This is a genomic window from Serratia sp. CY74737, assembly GCF_052166775.1.
Taxonomy (GTDB): Bacteria; Pseudomonadota; Gammaproteobacteria; order Enterobacterales; family Enterobacteriaceae; genus Serratia; species Serratia ureilytica.
This window is the reverse complement of the sequence record NZ_JBJNOF010000015.1, coordinates 22,903-39,789: the sequence shown is the minus strand read 5'-3', so window position 1 is coordinate 39,789 and position 16,887 is coordinate 22,903. Positions and strand designations below refer to the sequence as shown.

13 protein-coding genes and 1 other RNA gene are annotated in these 16,887 nt (G+C 59.2%); 10 read left to right on the top strand and 4 right to left on the bottom strand.

The annotated features are described in order from the left end of the window. Positions 1 to 93 precede the first annotated feature (93 nt). Positions 94 to 203: antisense sRNA RprA (gene rprA, locus ACJ8PE_RS19900), an RNA gene on the top strand. A 109-nt stretch (positions 204 to 312) separates the two neighbouring features. Here rprA and ppsA read toward each other — a convergent pair. Continuing rightward, positions 313 to 2,691, bottom strand: coding sequence for a phosphoenolpyruvate synthase (gene ppsA, locus ACJ8PE_RS19895; protein WP_033642901.1), 2,379 nt, complete (start codon positions 2,689 to 2,691; stop codon positions 313 to 315). Positions 2,692 to 3,149: 458 nt separating this feature from the next. Here ppsA and ppsR point away from each other — a divergent pair, with 458 nt between their 5' ends. The 9 genes from ppsR (at position 3,150) to ACJ8PE_RS19850 (ending at position 12,097) form a co-directional block, all read left to right on the top strand. Continuing rightward, positions 3,150 to 4,010, top strand: a complete 861-nt coding sequence (gene ppsR, locus ACJ8PE_RS19890) for a posphoenolpyruvate synthetase regulatory kinase/phosphorylase PpsR (RefSeq protein WP_160880175.1) — start codon at positions 3,150 to 3,152, stop codon at positions 4,008 to 4,010. A gap of 196 nt (positions 4,011 to 4,206) precedes the next feature. Continuing rightward, the gene (locus tag ACJ8PE_RS19885; RefSeq protein ID WP_033642899.1) at positions 4,207 to 5,253 is read left to right on the top strand and encodes a 3-deoxy-7-phosphoheptulonate synthase; all 1,047 of its coding nucleotides are present in this window, start codon (positions 4,207 to 4,209) and stop codon (positions 5,251 to 5,253) included. 105 nt (positions 5,254 to 5,358) lie between these two features. Beyond that, a complete protein-coding gene (locus ACJ8PE_RS19880) occupies positions 5,359 to 5,844 on the top strand; it encodes a glutathione peroxidase (RefSeq protein WP_033642898.1) in 486 nt (161 codons plus the stop codon). Positions 5,845 to 6,016: 172 nt separating this feature from the next. Continuing rightward, on the top strand, positions 6,017 to 6,199 hold the full coding sequence (hemP, locus tag ACJ8PE_RS19875; protein ID WP_016927944.1) for a hemin uptake protein HemP: 183 nt from the start codon (positions 6,017 to 6,019) through the stop codon (positions 6,197 to 6,199). A gap of 94 nt (positions 6,200 to 6,293) precedes the next feature. Continuing rightward, on the top strand, positions 6,294 to 8,378 hold the full coding sequence (locus tag ACJ8PE_RS19870) for a TonB-dependent hemoglobin/transferrin/lactoferrin family receptor (RefSeq protein WP_197760039.1): 2,085 nt from the start codon (positions 6,294 to 6,296) through the stop codon (positions 8,376 to 8,378). A gap of 66 nt (positions 8,379 to 8,444) precedes the next feature. Continuing rightward, on the top strand, positions 8,445 to 9,482 hold the full coding sequence (locus ACJ8PE_RS19865; RefSeq protein WP_033642896.1) for a hemin-degrading factor: 1,038 nt from the start codon (positions 8,445 to 8,447) through the stop codon (positions 9,480 to 9,482). Further along, complete coding sequence (locus ACJ8PE_RS19860; RefSeq protein ID WP_170852773.1) at positions 9,479 to 10,315, top strand: heme/hemin ABC transporter substrate-binding protein; 837 nt, start codon at positions 9,479 to 9,481, stop codon at positions 10,313 to 10,315. The genes ACJ8PE_RS19865 and ACJ8PE_RS19860 overlap by 4 nt, the downstream gene beginning before the upstream one ends. Beyond that, on the top strand, positions 10,315 to 11,319 hold the full coding sequence (locus ACJ8PE_RS19855) for a FecCD family ABC transporter permease (RefSeq protein ID WP_033642894.1): 1,005 nt from the start codon (positions 10,315 to 10,317) through the stop codon (positions 11,317 to 11,319). Before ACJ8PE_RS19860 ends, ACJ8PE_RS19855 begins: the two co-directional genes overlap by 1 nt. Continuing rightward, positions 11,312 to 12,097 (top strand): heme ABC transporter ATP-binding protein, encoded by a 786-nt coding sequence (locus tag ACJ8PE_RS19850; protein ID WP_033642893.1) that lies wholly within the window; start codon positions 11,312 to 11,314, stop codon positions 12,095 to 12,097. Before ACJ8PE_RS19855 ends, ACJ8PE_RS19850 begins: the two co-directional genes overlap by 8 nt. An 821-nt stretch (positions 12,098 to 12,918) precedes the next feature. Here the strand turns inward: ACJ8PE_RS19850 and ACJ8PE_RS19845 are convergent. The 3 genes from ACJ8PE_RS19845 to ACJ8PE_RS19835 form a co-directional block, all read right to left on the bottom strand. Beyond that, entirely contained in the window at positions 12,919 to 14,361 is a 1,443-nt protein-coding gene (locus ACJ8PE_RS19845) for a protein adenylyltransferase SelO (RefSeq protein ID WP_197792917.1), read from the bottom strand. 244 nt (positions 14,362 to 14,605) lie between these two features. Continuing rightward, positions 14,606 to 15,337, bottom strand: a complete 732-nt coding sequence (locus tag ACJ8PE_RS19840) for an EAL domain-containing protein (RefSeq protein WP_142075454.1) — start codon at positions 15,335 to 15,337, stop codon at positions 14,606 to 14,608. 511 nt (positions 15,338 to 15,848) lie between these two features. Beyond that, the gene (locus ACJ8PE_RS19835) at positions 15,849 to 16,862 is read right to left on the bottom strand and encodes a lipoate--protein ligase A (protein ID WP_147880679.1); all 1,014 of its coding nucleotides are present in this window, start codon (positions 16,860 to 16,862) and stop codon (positions 15,849 to 15,851) included. Positions 16,863 to 16,887: the final 25 nt, after the last annotated feature.

Below are 16,887 nucleotides of genomic sequence, written 5' to 3'. Positions count from 1 at the left end.
AGATAACGCCCGCAAATAAATGGTGATACCGCTATCGATTAGGATGATTCTTAATGACTAGTCGCGTTCAAATATCTAGTATTATGGCCATCTATTGCTTCAAATCACTGATTTTAAAGCAACCTTTCTGAACAATGTAATGCCATACATGTGAATTGCTGTGTGTAGTCTTTGCCCATCTCCTACGATGGGCTTTTTTTTATTCTTTTTTCGCCAAATTGATTATTTAACGCGCCGTTATTTACATTCAGAAATAAAAAGGCCGCAGCGTAAACTGCGGCCGGGTATTAATGCCTTAGCAGCGCCGAAGCATTATTTCTTTTTCGACAAGTTGATCCAGGTCTGCACTACGGTATCCGGATTGAGCGACAGACTATCGATGCCCTGCTCCATCAACCACTCGGCGAAGTCTTCATGGTCGGACGGCCCCTGGCCGCAGATACCGACGTATTTGCCGTGGCGTTTGGCCGCCTGGATCGCCATCGACAGCAGCGCTTTCACCGCGTCGTTGCGTTCGTCGAACAGTTCCGACACCACGCCGGAGTCGCGATCCAACCCCAGCGCCAGCTGGGTCATGTCGTTGGAGCCGATGGAGAAGCCGTCGAAGTGCTCAAGGAACTGATCCGCGAGCAGCGCATTGGACGGGATCTCGCACATCATGATCACTTTCAGCCCGTTTTCGCCACGCTTCAGCCCCTGACGCGCCAGCTCGGCCACCACCGCTTCCGCCTGCGCCACGGTGCGCACGAACGGCACCATGATTTCGACGTTGGTCAGCCCCATTTCGTTACGCACGCGTTTCACCGCTTCGCACTCCAGCGCGAAGCAATCGCGGAAGCTGTCGGCCACGTAGCGGCCGGCCCCGCGGAAGCCCAGCATCGGGTTCTCTTCGTGCGGTTCATACTTGTCGCCGCCCACCAGGTTGGCGTACTCGTTGGATTTGAAGTCGGACAGACGCACGATCACGCGCTTCGGCCAGAAGGCGGCGCCCAGCGTCGCGATCCCTTCGGTCAAACGACCGACGTAGAACTCGACCGGGTGGTCATAGCCCTGCATCAACGCGCGAATTTCGTTTTGCAACGCCGGCGTTTGCTGATCGAACTCCAGCAGCGCGCGCGGGTGCACGCCGATCATGCGGTTGATGATGAATTCCAGCCGCGCCAGGCCCACGCCTTCGTTCGGCAAACGCGCGAAGTCGAAAGCACGATCCGGGTTGCCGACGTTCATCATGATCTTCAGCGGCAGATCCGGCAGTTCGGTCACTTCGGAGCTCTGCACGCTGAAGTCCAGCATGTCGCTGTAAACGAAGCCGGTGTCGCCTTCCGCACAGGATACGGTGACTTTCTGGCCGTCTTTCAGCACGTCGGTGGCGTGGCCACAGCCCACTACCGCCGGGATGCCCAGCTCACGGGCGATGATCGCCGCGTGGCAGGTGCGCCCGCCGCGGTTGGTGACGATCGCAGCGGCCTTCTTCATGATCGGCTCCCAGTCCGGGTCGGTCATGTCGGTCACCAGCACGTCGCCCGGCTGGATGCGATCCATTTCGCTGATATCGTGAATCACTTTCACCGGACCGGCGCCGATGCGATGACCGATGGCGCGGCCTTCCACCAGCACCGGGCTGGAGCCGTTCAGCTGATAGCGTTCCATGGTCTGTTCGTTGGAGCGAACGGTCTCCGGGCGCGCCTGCACGATCAGCAGTTTGCCGGTATGGCCGTCTTTCGCCCACTCGATATCCATCGGGCGGCCGTAATGTTTTTCGATCAGGATCGCTTGATGCGCCAGCGCCTGCACTTCGTCATCGGTCAGCGAGAACCGGCTGCGCTGCGCTTCCGGCACGTCTTCGATGCGCACCTGCTTGCCGTGATCCTGCGACGGCGCGTACACCATGCGGATTTTTTTCGAGCCCAGGTTGCGGCGCACGATCGCCGGCTTGCCTTTTTGCAACGTCGGCTTGTGCACATAGAACTCATCCGGGTTCACCGCGCCCTGCACCACCATCTCACCCAGACCGAAGGCGGAGGTGATGAACACCACCTGATCAAAGCCGGACTCGGTGTCGATGGTGAACATCACGCCCGAGGAGGCCAGATCGGAGCGCACCATGCGCTGTACGCCCGCCGACAGCGCGACGCCGCGGTGGTCGTAGCCCTGGTGCACGCGATAAGAGATGGCGCGGTCATTGAACAGCGACGCGAACACGTGCTTGATCGCCACCATCACGGCGTCGATGCCCTGCACGTTGAGGAAGGTTTCCTGCTGGCCGGCGAAGGAAGCGTCCGGCATGTCTTCCGCCGTGGCGGAGGAGCGCACCGCAAAGGAGGCTTCCGGTTCGCCGTCGGCGAGCTGTTGGTAAGCCTGATGAATTTCACGCTCGAACTCGGCGTGGAACGGCGTGTCGATCACCCATTGGCGGATCTGGGCACCGGCCTTGGCCAGTTGTGCAACGTCGTCAACGTCAGTCTGATCCAGTAACTGATAGATGCGCTGGTTAACACCGCTTTGTTCGAGGAAATCGTTAAACGCCTGCGCGGTGGTGGCAAAACCGTTCGGCACGGCCACGCCCAAATCGGAAAGATTGGTGATCATTTCACCGAGGGAAGCGTTTTTGCCGCCGACACGGTCAACGTCGTGCATGCCAAGCTGGTTGTACCAAAGCACATTACGCAAGTCTGGGCCATTGTTGGACATCGAGACAATCCTTATTGCTATCAGTAGGGTAAAGACGGATTTAATTCGCTTGCTTTACGGCGCCGCTAAACGCGGAGCCGAATCAGACTAGCACACTGATCCGGGGAAAATGGAAAGGTGAATCGATCAACCCACTGAAGAAAGTGGTTTTTAAGAGAATGTCCTAACCGGCTGATTTGCCTGGGAACCGTTCCCAAACGCACGAAAAGCTTAGTTCTCAACTAATTACGTTCTTTTTAAACTTCTGTTTTAATGACCGCGCAAACGCTACCGTTTTTGGTGAAAATAACGGCAAACTCGCGCTTCAGGTGGAAAAGCGCCGCTGGGCCGCACTTTTTACGGCCGCTAATCGCGCTTTCCGCCTGCGCCGCCGCATGGCGGTTTATCGCCCCGCCGTCACAATTTTTTCTCTCGCCCCTTTACCGACGGATCGTCTGCGGCCCATGATATTGACAGTGATGACAGCAGGAACACCGTTTTCAGGTAAGGAGCCTCGGGTGGAAAGAAGCGTTTTTTATATTTCGGATGGTACGGCGATCACCGCCGAAGTGCTGGGACACGCGGTGCTGTCGCAGTTCCCGGTCACGGCGACCACCTATACCCTGCCGTTTGTCGAAACCGAGGCCCGCGCGCGCGCAGTTCGCCAGCAAATCGATGATATTTACCATGAAACCGGCGTGCGCCCGTTGGTGTTTTACTCCATTATCTCGCCGGAAGTACGCGATGTGATCGTCCAGAGCCAGGGCTTCTGCCAGGATATCGTGCAGGCGCTGGTCGGCCCGCTGCAGGGCGAGCTGGATGTGGAACCGACGCCGGTGCCGAACCGCACCCACGGCCTGACCGCCAGCAATCTCGGCAAGTACGACGCCCGCATCGCCGCCATCGACTATACCCTGGCGCACGATGACGGCATTTCGCTGCGCAACCTCGATCAGGCGCAGGTGATCCTGCTCGGCGTCTCGCGCTGCGGCAAAACCCCCACCAGCCTCTATCTGGCGATGCAGTTCGGCATCCGCGCCGCCAACTACCCGTTTATCGCCGACGATATGGACAATTTGCATCTGCCGGCCTCGCTGAAACCGTTTCAGCATAAATTATTCGGCCTGACCATCGATCCGGAGCGCCTCGCGGCGATCCGTGAAGAACGGCGCGAAAACAGCCGTTACGCCTCCTTGCGCCAGTGCCGCATGGAAATCGCCGAGGTCGAGGCGCTGTTCCGCAAAAACCAGATCCGCTACCTCAACACCACCAACTATTCGGTCGAAGAGATCTCCACCAAAATCCTCGATATCCTCGGCATGAGCCGCCGCATGTTCTGATCTTTCCCTGCGGGGCCATCGCGCCCCGCCGCCTGCCGTTTATTTCAGCAGCAGCTGATTTTTTTGTGCTTTTTTTCGCGGCTTTGATCAAGAGAACGCAATCTCTACGGTTGAATTCAGCGCTTTTTGCGTTATTGTGATCGCCATCACTTCCCGGCGCTCCTGCCGCAGAGAAGAACAGTTTCCAGGGAACAACATGCACAAAACAGATGAACTGCGGACCGCGCGCATCGACAGCCTCGTCACGCCGCAAGCGTTGGCGGATAAGCTGCCGATCTCGGCGGCCGTCGCCGATAACGTGACAGCGTCACGTAAACGCATTGAAAAAATCCTTACCGGTGAAGACCGCCGCCTGCTGGTGGTGATCGGCCCCTGCTCCATCCACGATCTCGACGCCGCCGTCGATTACGCCGGCCGGCTGAACGCCCTGCGCGAACGCTATCAGGATCGCCTGGAGATCGTGATGCGCACCTACTTCGAAAAACCGCGCACCGTTGTCGGCTGGAAAGGCCTGATCTCCGATCCGGCACTGGACGGCACCTTCCAGGTCAACCGCGGCATCGAAATGGCGCGCCGCCTGCTGCTGGAGGTGAACCAGCTCGGCCTGCCGACCGCCACCGAATTCCTGGACATGGTCGTCGGCCAATACATCGCCGATCTGATCAGCTGGGGCGCCATCGGCGCGCGCACCACCGAAAGCCAGATCCACCGTGAAATGGCCTCGGCGCTCTCCTGCCCGGTCGGCTTCAAAAACGGCACCGACGGCAACACCCGCATCGCCATCGACGCCATTCGCGCGGCACGCGCCGGGCACATGTTCCTGTCGCCGGACAAACATGGTCAGATGACCATCTACCAGACTAGCGGCAACCCGTACGGCCACATCATCATGCGCGGCGGCAAAACGCCGAACTACCACGCCAGCGATATCGCCGCCGCCTGTGACAGCCTGCGTGAATTCGATCTGCCGGAGCACCTGGTGATCGACTTCAGCCACGGCAACTGCCAGAAGATGCATCGCCGTCAGTTGGAAGTGGCCGACAATGTCTGCCAGCAGATCCGCGCCGGCTCTGCCGCCATCACCGGCGTGATGGCGGAAAGCTTCCTGGTGGAAGGCACGCAGAAAATCGTCGCCGGCCAGCCGCTGACTTATGGCCAGTCGATCACCGATCCTTGCCTGAGCTGGTCCGACAGCGAACAGCTGCTGGCGATGCTGGCGGATGCCATCGATAGCCGCTTCTAGCCTATCGCAGGCCGGGGCCACGCCCCGGCTTTATCTCCCCTGTTTCGCTCATCTATACTGATCGCAATCCTTTAACACCCGCCGCAACGCACTGGGAGTCCCGGCATGATTCACTCTCTGTTATCCATCCCCTGCGTCACGCTGCAGGGCGAGCAAAAAACGCTGGGCGATTTCCCGGCGCGCGCTTACCTGGTGGTCAACACCGCCAGCAAGTGCGGCTTCACCCCGCAATACCGCGGGCTGGAAAATTTGTGGCAATACTATCGCGAACGCGGGTTGATGGTGCTCGGCTTCCCTTGCAACCAGTTTGGTTCTCAGGAGCCGGGCAGTCCGCTTGAGATCGCCAATTTTTGCAGCCTCAACTACGGCGTCAGTTTCCCGCTGTTCAACAAAATAGAGGTCAACGGCCCCGGCGCCCATCCGCTGTTCAACGAACTGAAACGCCTGGCGCCCGGCATTCTGGGCAGCCGCCGCATCAAATGGAATTTCACCAAATTCCTGCTCACCGCCGATGGTCAACGTGTCACGCGCTTTGCGCCGATCACCAAACCTGAGCGTCTGTTCGACCGTATCGAAACTCTGCTGAAATAATCCCCTCTTTTTTACGGGCCGAGCGCGTTCGGCCCGTCGCCGGATGTCCGTTCGACAAAAAGGTTCCATCGGTAAGAAAATTTTCCTTGATGTAACCTTTCCATCACATGATAATGATTCTCAATTTGATATTAATTACCATTTAATGGTCTGTTTTATAAGCACAAAGATGATGGATACTGCCAACACGCCAACTCCCGCCGCCGCGGCCCCGACCGAGCACAGCGCAAACGCGCCGCCCAGCTACGACAGCGCACAGCTGCTCGGCGCCGACGGCATCGCGTTCATTACCCATCAGGGCCAGCGCTATCAACTGCGGCAGACCAAGGCAGGGAAATTGATCCTGACCAAATAACCACAGCATCCTCAAACGCCAGCCACCCCGATCTTGTGATCCAGGCAGCCAGCAAATCTATTGATATGTTTCATTACATACGGAGAGTTGCAACATGCCTCTGACATTTTCCACCCGGCTGCGTTTTTCCGCGTTGAGTCTGGCGATTGCCTGCGCTCTGCCTACGGTGGCCTTGGCACAAAACACCAGCACGACACCCTCTTCTTCCCCCGCGACGCCGGCCCAAAAAGCCAAAGCCGCTGACGAAACCATGACCGTGGTCGCCACCGGTAATCAGCGCAGCAGCTTTGAAGCGCCGATGATGGTGACGGTCATCGAAGGCAGTTCGCCGGAAAGCCAAACTGCGGGGACCGCTGCCGATATGCTGCGCCGCGTGCCGGGTATTACCGTCACGGGCTCCGGCCGCAGCAATGGGCAGGATCTCATGATGCGCGGTTACGACCGACGCGGCGTGCTGACGCTGGTCGACGGCATCCGCCAGGGCACCGATACCGGCCATATTAACGGCACATTTTTAGATCCTGCGTTGGTGAAGCGCATCGAAATCGTGCGCGGCCCTTCTGCCCTGCTGTACGGCAGCGGCGCGCTGGGTGGCGTAGTGTCTTATGAAACTGTCGACGCCGCCGACCTGCTGTTGCCAGGCCACGACAGCGGGTTCCGCGTCTACGGCACCGCCGGCAGCGGCGATCACAGCTTGGGCATGGGCGCCAGCGCCTACGGCAAGACCGATAACCTCGACGGCCTGCTGTCGTTCGGCACCCGCGACGTCGGCAATCTGCGCCAGGGCAATGGCTTCGATGCCCCCAACGACGAAACCATCAACAACGTGCTGGCCAAAGGCACCTGGAAGATCGACGACAACCAGTCGCTGGGCGGCAACCTTCGTTACTACAACAACAGCGCCCAAGAGCCGAAAAACCCACAAACGCCAGCCAGCTCCGCTGGAAACTTAATGACCGATCGTTCGACGATCCAACGCGACGCGGCTCTGAGTTACAAACTGAAGCCGGTCGGCCAGGATTGGCTGGATGCTGAAGCGAAAGTGTATTACTCGGACGTGAAAATTAACGCGCACGCCAGCGGCAGCGAAGATGAAGCGCGCAAACAAACCACTAAAGGCGCCAAACTCGAAAACCGCACACGCCTGTTTGCAGATACTTTCGCTTCGCACCTGTTGACCTACGGCACCGAGGCTTACAAACAGGAGCAAACGCCGGGCGGAGCGACCGAAAGTTTCCCGCACGCAAAAATCAACTTCGCTTCAGGCTGGCTGCAGGACGAAATCACGCTGCGCGATCTGCCCGTCACCCTGCTCGCCGGCACCCGCTATGACAATTACAAGGGCTCAAGTGACGGCTATGCCGATGTGGATGCGAACAAATGGTCCTCACGCGGCGCAGTCAGCATTACCCCCACCGACTGGCTGATGCTGTTCGGCTCCTATTCTCAGGCGTTCCGCGCACCGACGATGGGTGAGATGTACAACGACTCCAAACACTTCTCCATCCCAATGGGGCCTACCACCATCACCAACTATTGGGTGCCGAACCCTAATTTGAAACCGGAAACCAATGAAACTCAAGAGTACGGATTTGGTCTGCGTTTCGACGATCTGCTGCTCGCCGATGATAGCTTGCAGTTCAAAGCGAGCTATTTCGATACTAAAGCCAAGGATTACATCACAACCGACGTCACCATGGAGCTGGGACGCGGCCCGCGCGGCCCTTACTGCATCAGTTGCACCACCTTTTCGACCAATATCGATCGCGCAAAAATCTGGGGATGGGACGCTACGCTCAGCTATAAAACCTCTTGGTTCGGCTGGGATTTGGCTTATAACCGCACCCGCGGCAAAAATGAAGCGACCGGTGACTGGTTGAGCAGCATCAATCCGGACACCGTCACCAGCTCGCTGGATGTGCCGCTAGGCGAAACCGGTCTGTCCGCCGGTTGGGTCGCCACCTTCGCCGAACGCGCCACCCGCGTGCAGACGGGGACGCCGGAGCAAGGCGGCTACGGGGTTAACGACTTCTATCTGAGCTACAAAGGCCGCGACCGTCTGCAGGGCGTCACCACCACCGTGGTGCTGGGCAACGCCTTCGACAAAGAGTACTACTCGCCGCAGGGCGTCCCGCAGGATGGCCGCAACGCCAAACTGCTGGTCAGCTACCAGTGGTGATCATTTGACTATCTGGCGGACATCCGGTGTGTCCGCCATTCGCATCACAGCGCAGGAGAATCCCGCATGAGCAACACCCTGTACGAACGTTACCAACAGGCTAAAATCGACCATCCCGGCAAATACGCCCGCGATCTGGCGGCGATCCTTGGCGTCAGCGAAGCGGAACTGACGCACGCCCGCGTTGGCCACGACGCTCGCCGCCTGCAGGCCGACGCCCGCACGTTGCTGACCGAACTCGAGCAAGTGGGCGTCACCAAGTCCATCACCCGCAACAGCTATGCGGTGCATGAGCAGATGGGCCGCTACCGCAACCAGCACCTCAACGGCCACGCCGGGCTGATCCTCAACCCGCGCGAGCTGGATCTGCGCCTGTTCCTCAACCACTGGACCAGCGTCTTCGCCATGAGCGAAACCAACAAGCGCGGCGTGCGCCACAGCATTCAGTTCTTTGACCCGCAGGGCGATGCACTGCACAAGGTCTACACCACCGAGGAAACCGATCTGCCGGCCTGGATGGCGCTGGTGGAACGCCACCTGAGCGAAGAAAACCCGGCGCTGGCGCTGCAGCCCGCCGAGGCGGCCACCTCCGATGAAGCCACGCAGGATCAGGCCAAAATCGACGCTGAATGGCGCGCGATGACCGACGTGCACCAGTTCTTCCAGCTGCTGAGCCGCAATAAGCTGACGCGTCAGCAGGCCTTCCGTGCTGTCGGCGACGATCTGGCCTATCAGGTGGACAACAGCGCGCTGTCGCAACTGCTGGAGGCGGCGCAGCAACAGCAAAATGAGATCATGATCTTCGTCGGCAACCGTGGCTGCGTGCAGATTTTCACCGGCCAGATCGAACGGTTGATGCCGCAGGAAGGCTGGATCAACGTGTTCAACCGCCGCTTCACGCTGCACCTGATTGAAAACGCCATCGCCGAAAGCTGGATCACCCGCAAACCGACCAAAGACGGCATCGTCACCAGCCTGGAGCTGTTCGCCGCAGATGGCACGCAGATCGCGCAGCTGTATGGCCAGCGCACCGAAGGCCAACCGGAACAAACCCAGTGGCGCGAGCAGGTCGCCGCGCTCGCCGCCAAGGACATCGCCGCATGAAATCCTCCTTGATCCGCCGCCTGGCGTTGATGGTGACGCTGACGCTGCCGCTCACCGCCGCCGCCGCCGCCGCGCAGCGCATCGTCTCGATCGGCGGCGACGTGACGGAAATCGCCTTTGCGCTCGGCGCCGGCGACGACGTGATCGCCCGCGACAGCACCAGCCTGCATCCGGAAGCGGTGAAAAAGCTGCCGGACGTCGGCTACATGCGCCAGCTGAACGCCGAAGGCATTCTGGCGCTGAAACCGACGCTGGTGCTGACGACCGAGCTGGCGCAGCCGGCGCTGGTGCTCAAACAACTGGCGGACAGCGGCGTCAAAGTGGTCAGCGTGCCGGGTGACACCACCCTGCAGGCGGTGCCGCAAAAAATCGCCGCGATCGCCGCCGCGCTGCAGCGTGATGAGCAAGGCAAGCAGTTGAGCGAGCGCTATCAACAGCAGCTGGCGGCGGTCGATACCACTCCGCTGCCGGTCAAGGTGCTGTTTGTGATGAGCCACGGCGGCATTACGCCGATGGCGGCCGGGCAACACACCGCCGCCGACGCGGTGATCGCCGCCGCCGGACTGAAAAACGCCATGCAGGGCTTTGACCGCTACCGTCCGCTGTCGCAGGAAGGCGTCATCGCCAGCGCGCCGGACCTGTTGCTGGTCACCACCGACGGCGTGCGCACCCTCGGCGGCGAACAGCAACTGTGGACGTTGCCGGGTCTGGCGTTGACGCCGGCAGGTAAGCAGCGTCGCGTGCTGATCGTCGATGACATGGCGCTGCTGGGCTTCGGTCTGGAAACGCCGGCGGCGCTGGCCAAACTGCGCCACGCGGCGGAGCAAAAGTAATGCGCTGCCGCACCTCGCCTCAGTTAGCCATCATCGGCCTGCTGGTGCTGCTGACGCTGCTGGCGCTGGTCGCCGCTAACCTGGGCGCGCTGACGCTGTCGTTTGGCACCCTGTGGCGCGAACCCTTCAGCGACGCCGCCTGGCACATCTGGCTGAACATTCGTCTGCCGCGCGTGCTGTTGGCGGTGGTGATCGGCTGTGCGCTGGCGGTATCCGGCGCGGTAATGCAGGGGCTGTTCCGCAATCCGCTGGCGGATCCGAGCCTGCTGGGCATCAGCAGCGGCGGCGCGCTGTTTGTCGCGCTGTTCATCGTGATGCCGCTGGCGTTGCCGGTGACGATCGCGTTGTATGGCCACATGCTGGCGGCGTTCCTCGGCAGCCTGCTGGTATCGCTGTTGATCTACGGCATCAGCCGCAGCGGGCACGGCAATCTGTCGCGGCTGCTGCTGGCGGGCATCGCGATCAACGCCCTGTGTATGGCTGCCATCGGCGTGCTCTCCTACATCAGCAGCGATCAACAGCTGCGCCAATTCTCGCTGTGGATGATGGGCAGCCTCAGCCAGTCGCAATGGCCGACGCTGGCCGTTTCCGCCTCGCTGATCCTGCCCACGGCACTGCTGACGCTGCTGCAGGCGCGTCGTCTGAACCTGTTACAGCTGGGGGACGAAGAGGCACACTACCTCGGGGTAAACGTTCAGCGCGCCAAGCTGCAGCTGCTGCTGTTGAGCGCCCTGTTGATCGGCGCGGCGGTGGCGATGAGCGGCGTGATCGGCTTCGTCGGTCTGGTGGTGCCGCATCTGGTGCGCATGCGCCTCGGCGGGGATCACCGCTGGCTGCTGCCCTGCTCTGCTCTGGGCGGCGCCTGCCTGCTACTGGTCAGCGACACGCTGGCGCGCACGCTGGTGGCGCCGGCCGAAATGCCGGTGGGATTGATGACCAGCCTGATCGGCGGCCCTTACTTCTTGTGGCTGGTGATGCGCCAGCGGGAGCGAACCAGTGGATAACGCCGCCAACCTCACGGCCCGGGAGCTGCGCTACAGCCTCGGTACGCGCCGCTTGATCAACGATGTTTCGCTCAGCCTCGCCGGCGGTGAAATGGTGGCGATTATCGGCCCTAACGGCGCCGGCAAATCGACGCTGCTGCGTTTGCTGACCGGCTATTTGACGCCGGACTGTGGCGAATGCCGGCTGCTTGGCCGCCCGCTGGAACACTGGGCGCCGCAGCAGTTGGCCAAAGTCCGAGCCGTGATGCGTCAATACAGCGATCTGGCGTTCCCCTTCAGCGTGGAAGAAGTGGTCAGCATGGGACGCGCGCCGCACGGCAAACGCGACGAGCACCAGGCGATCCAACAGGTTATGGCGCAGACCGATTGCCTGGCGCTGGCGCAGCGCGACTATCGTCAGCTGTCCGGCGGCGAACAGCAGCGGGTGCAACTGGCGCGGGTATTGGCACAGCTGTGGCAGCCGCAGCCGTCCCCCGCCTGGCTGTTCCTCGACGAGCCGACTTCGGCGTTGGATCTTTACCACCAGCAGCATACCCTGCGCCTGCTGCGCTCGTTGACGCGCCAACAGCCGCTGGGCGTCTGCTGTGTGCTGCACGATCTCAATCTGGCGGCGCTGTACGCCGACCGCATCCTGCTGTTGCATCAGGGGCGCCTGGTGGCGAGCGGCACACCGCAGGAAGTGTTGCAGACGGAAATCCTCACCCGCTGGTACCAGGCCGATCTCGGCGTGATTCATCATCCCGAAGTGTCGTTGCCGCAGGTCTATCTGCGCCAATGAAACGTTCAAGGGCGCCATGAGGCGTAATGCCGCTCCGTTAATTCCTGAGTGGCATTTTTTTATCCAGCCTCTGGGCGTTCTGTGCAGGGGAATTGCCGTAAATGTCCCGCATTTCTCTGTGGCCAATATGAACGGCAATTGGAGGGGCCGAAGGCGCGGCCCCTCCACCCGCGCCCTTGCTTAACACCGTCTGTCCGCTATGCGGATACCCTCGCCGCGTCTGCATTGTCGGGCGGGTCGGCTGCGACAAACGTCCCTGTTAGTCTCGCCTCAACCGGCCTTCCCTGGCCGGTTGCCCCTGACAATGCCGTCTTGCTCGGCAGCCGGTGATGCGCGCCTAAGGTCAACACCCGAGCTGGCAGCTACCGGGCAACCTGTCCCTTATGAGGTTATGACAGAGAAGAGAAATCGGAGATGAGCACGGTATTGGACGCCCTTGAAGACGCCGAACGCAGGCATAGCGCATTAGGAGAAACCGCCATGGACGGCGGTTTCAGGTGAGACAGGCAGGGACGCCTGTCGCAACCGGCCTCAATGCGCTATGGCGGAGGGAGGACAAATCTGCCTGGAGCAGATTTGAACGCTGCTTGCAGCGGCCCCGAAGGGGCGAGGCCCATGGATGGGCTGAGTAACGTTGGCAAAGCCAACCGTCTGACAGGGCAAAGGCGCGGGTTGCCAGGGGCCGCGCCTTCGGCCCCTGGCTCGGTCGAGGTGCGTGAGCCACATGAGGCATCTCACTTTTATCGACCGAAAATTTCACGAACGCCTGCATAAAAACGCTAACTGACCAGCATTACGCCATGAGGCGCCCTTTTTTCATCTCAGCTGGAACAGGAAATCTCCAGATGTTTGCCCCAGTCCGGCGGCAGCGCAGCGAGATCGTCATACTCCGGCGCATCGTCGAACGGCCGCAGCAAGGCCTGATGCAACCGCTGCAAACGGCCGACGTCGTCTTTCTCCGCATCCTTAATCGCTTGCTGGGCCAGGTAGTTGCGCAGGATCAGCCGCGGGTTCACCGCCTTCATCGCCCGTTGCCGCTCCGCGTCGCTGACCTGCTCCTGCTGCAAACGCTGACGATATTGCTGATACCAGGCGTCGAAGGCCGCGCGGTCGATAAACTCATCGCGCAGCGGCGACTGCGCCTGTTGCTGTTCGGTTTCGCCCAACAGGCGGAACGTGCGGGTATAGTCCCGCCCTTCCTGGGCCATCAGGCTCAACAGGCCGGTCAGCACGTCGTTATCCTGCGCCGTCGGCGTGAAGAAGCCCAGTTTGGCGCGCATCTGTTCGCCATAGGCGCGCATCAACGCCGGTTCATACGCCGCCAACGCCTGCTGCAGCTGTTCGGCAGTCATCAGCCCCGACAAGGTTTGCGCCAGGCGATGCAGGTTCCATAACGCCACCGCCGGCTGATTATCAAAGGCGTAACGCCCTTGATGGTCGGAATGGTTACAGATGTAGCCGGGCTGATAGTCATCGAGGAAACCGTAAGGGCCGTAATCGATGGTGATGCCGAGAATCGACATGTTGTCGGTGTTCATCACGCCGTGGGCGAATCCGACGGTTTGCCAATGGGCGATCAGGCGCGCCGTGCGTTCGACCACGTCGGTAAACCACAACAGGTAACGATCGGCCTGATCCTGCAACTGCGGCCAGTGACGGGCGATGACGAAATCCGCCAGCTGCCGCACCAGCTCCGGCTGTTTGCGGTAATAAAAGTGTTCGAAGTGACCGAAGCGCACATGGCTTTCCGCCACCCGCAGCAGCATCGCGCCGCGTTCCGGCTGCTCGCGGTATACCGGTTGTTGACTGGTGACAATAGTTAACGCACGCGTGGTGGGGATCCCCAGATGGTGCAGCGCCTCAGAGGCCAGAAACTCGCGGACAACCGAACGCAGCACCGCGCGGCCATCCCCCATGCGTGAATACGGCGTCAGCCCGGCGCCCTTCAGGTGCCAGTCGCGGTGACTGCCGTCCGCCAGGACTTGTTCGCCCAGCAAAATGCCGCGCCCATCGCCCAGTTGCCCGGCCCAGACGCCGAACTGGTGGCCACTGTACACCTGCGCCAACGGCTGCATGCCCGGCAGCAGCGTTTCCCCCGCCCAAATCGGGGTTTTATCCTGAGTAAACCAACTGTCATCCAGCCCCAGCTCGCGCGCCAGCGGCTCACTGTGGTACAGCAGGCGCGCATCCTTGAGCGGCGTCGGGTTCAGGGCGGTGTAGAACCCGGGTAATTGTTGATAGTAAGCGTTATCGAATTGCGGCATAGGCCCTCCGTTTCAGCGTAGTGTAGAGCCTGAACGGGAGGATTAACACCGAAGGAATGCAGGGAGAACGCATCCGCCTGTCGCCAGAACGGATGCGGGAGGTTTCGCGTGAGGAAACGCGCTGAACGTCGGCTGACAAACGCGGTTATCAGCAAAACGTGGGGGAATAACGGCGACTGAATCACGCTAAACATCACCCCGTCGCTTATTTACCTCATTGTGTGTAGTTTTTTTGTATCACTTCTTAATTATTGAACTCGCTGGGCATCACCAGCAAAGCTTGCAGATTATCCACACCAACGCTGGGCCATAAAAAACCTTGCAGGCCTAAAACACCGGCGTATCTGAGTTTATTAAAGTACTCTTTTTTCTCTATTCCTCCGACGATCACGCCTTTACACAACAGGTTGATATTCTTTAACAACGAGTCGATGACCACGTCATACCCCTGATGGGTAAACAGCTGCCAGTAAAAACGCTTGTCTATCTTTACGTAGTCAAACAAACCATCGTACAACGCGGTCAGCGTGGCTTTACCGGAACCGAAATCATCGAGCCACAGCGTAAACAATTCGCTTAATCGCCGCACGCTCGTATTGTTCTTTCCGGCAGAAAGATTCGGAAAACTCTCACTCATTTCAAATGCAATAAAAGGATATTGCCGGATCCTCTGGCACAAGGCCGGATCGGAAAGAATAAGCTCGACGATGGTTTCTTCGATATTGATGGTCAACTGCACGCTGTTACCGGTAAACCAGGCAGCATGCTGCTCCGCCAGTCTCAATTGCTCATTAAATAACTCAATCCTTTGTTCAGGCGCCAATAAATTAATCCCAATTTCGGCCGGCATGGCTAAATCACCGTCGAGACTGTTGAAACGGCTCAACATTTCCACCGCCAACAGCCCGCCCTCCATTGAGTAAACAGGTTGAAAAACATAGCTACTAATAAAGTCAGCTTCGAGTTGGATGTTCATTTTAATGCCACAGGATGAATGGCTAGCGTATCATCGTATATCAATATATTTTATCGATCAATCCTTCTGGGATTAATCGGAAATATCAATGCAAATGCTCGTAAAATATCATTTAATTGATAGATTAAAGCTATACGACAATCGCGAACGGCGCAAAGAAAAGCAGCCGCACTTATGCCAGCTTTCTCGTTCGGCGCGTGATGCGAAAAGATATTTGGCTTAAGTGGAATGGATTTGAGGCCAAATTTGACTTATCTCCTTTGTTTTAATTAAGAAAAATCCTAAATAAAGTAAAATAATCTTTCTGACTTAACGCCAATTTTTCCGGCCGTTAACGATGACTGATTAAATTTAATAACGCATCAATTCCGCCCGTTATTCGCAGCATTGAAAACCTGAAAAAATGCCCACCTTGATTTTCAGAAAATCTGCGCTACGCCCAGCGAAACGTCGCTTTCAGCGATAAAAAAAGGGATGAGCACGCTCATCCCCTCGCAGCCAGACCGCCCGGCTAGCGGATGGTATCGCTCAGCCATTGCCGCAGCTCGGTCAATTCAGCCGCCTGTTGCGGATAGGCCGCCACCAGGCGGTCGCAGCAGGCGGCGACGGGCTCACTGCGGTACGCGCAGCCCACCAGCATGTCCGCCAACCGCTGTAGCGGAGCCGGATTCAGGCTGTCGGTGAATACCTGCGCACGAACAATTGTCCCCTTCTCGACATCAAAGAACAGGTCCACACCACCCCAGACGAAGCGTTCATTTAGCAGATGGCTGAACGCCGGCGCCTTGCCGAAATTCCATTCCCAACTGCTCTGTTTGGCGAACTGCGCGGCAAAATCGGGCAGATCGGGGAATACATCCGGCGAAATGATCTCCGGCTCGGCCGTCTCGCCATAGTGGGCGAAGAAGGCCTGCACGATCGCCTCACACACCTGCTCATGGTTGATGCCCGGCAAAAACTCCGCCAGGTTGGCGACGCGCGAACGCACCGAGGTGATGCCCTTGGCCTGCAGTTTTTTGGGATCCGGATTGAGGTAGTCCGCCAACCGCTCCAGATCGGCATTCAGCAACAGCGTGCCGTGGTGGAAACCGCGATCCTGCGTTTCGCGATAGGCGGAGCCGGATATTTTGCGCGGCCCATCGGCAGTTTCCATCACCAGATCATTGCGCCCCGATGCGTCGGCCGTTACGCCCAACTGCCGCAGCGCTTGCAGAATGATGTTCGTGGAGACGCTTTTATCGTACCCCGGCTTGCCGGCCATAAAGGTGAAACAGGTGTTGCCCAAATCGTGGAATACCGCCCCGCCGCCGCTGCTGCGCCGCGCCAGCCGAATGCCATCCTGTTCCATACGCCGGGTGTTGCACTCTTTCCAGGGGTTCTGCGACTGGCCGATCACCACCGTTTCGGCATTGCGCCACAGGAAGAGGATTTTTTGCGTGGTCATTTCACGGAAGATGCACTCTTCCACCGCCAGGTTGAACCAGGGATCGTAGGAGTCGGAGATCAGTAAACGCAAACTGTTCATGGCAGGCACCGTTCAAAACACGTGA